The 753-nt window shown below is 63.9% G+C and carries 1 protein-coding gene; it reads left to right on the plus strand.

The annotated features are described in order from the left end of the window. On the plus strand, window positions 1-753 hold a 753-nt coding region (locus tag ACLFKU_RS43770), incomplete at both ends, for an AMP-binding protein (RefSeq protein ID WP_410853391.1).

The following is a 753-nucleotide window of genomic DNA, read 5'->3' on the forward strand; positions in this document are numbered from 1 at the left end:
CCGGTGTGAGCGTGGTGGATCTCGACACGGCAACGCCGGCCTGGGCGAACCTGCCGGCCTCCGATCCGGACCCGCGCGCGCTCGGCCTGAGCGCGCGCCACCTCGCCTATGTGATCTACACCTCGGGCTCCACCGGCACGCCAAAGGGAGCACAGAATGAGCACCGCGCCATCATCAATCGCCTGATCTGGATGCAAAGGGCCTACGCTCTCCAGGCAACTGATGTTGTGTTGCAGAAAACGCCGTTTGGCTTCGATGTCTCGGCCTGGGAGTTCTTCTGGACCTTGCTTGAAGGCGCGACCCTGGTACTGGCGCCACCAGATGCGCACAAACATCCCGATGCATTGGTCGACTTGATCGTTAGCCAGCGCATCACGACAGCTCACTTCGTGCCATCCATGCTGGTCAGCTTCTTGGATGCGAAGGGAGGTGAGCACTGCAGATCGCTGCGGCGTCTTGTGTGCAGCGGCGAGGCGCTTGCCGCCGCCAGCGTGCAGAGGGCTCGGCGCCTATTGCCGTGGACCGGCCTGCACAATCTCTACGGTCCAACGGAAGCTGCGATCGACGCGACCGCGTGGAGTTGCCCGGCTGAGTTTGATGGGACCATTGTCCCGATTGGGCGTCCGATCGCGAACACGCGGGTGTATCTTCTGGACGGTCATGGCGCGCCTGTTCCGTTCGGGGCGGTGGGAGAGCTTTACATTGGCGGGGCCGGCGTTGCGCGCGGGTATCTGAACCGGCCGGAGCTGACGG

Source organism: Paraburkholderia sp. EG304, from assembly GCF_046543485.1.
Classification (GTDB): domain Bacteria; phylum Pseudomonadota; class Gammaproteobacteria; order Burkholderiales; family Burkholderiaceae; genus Paraburkholderia; species Paraburkholderia youngii.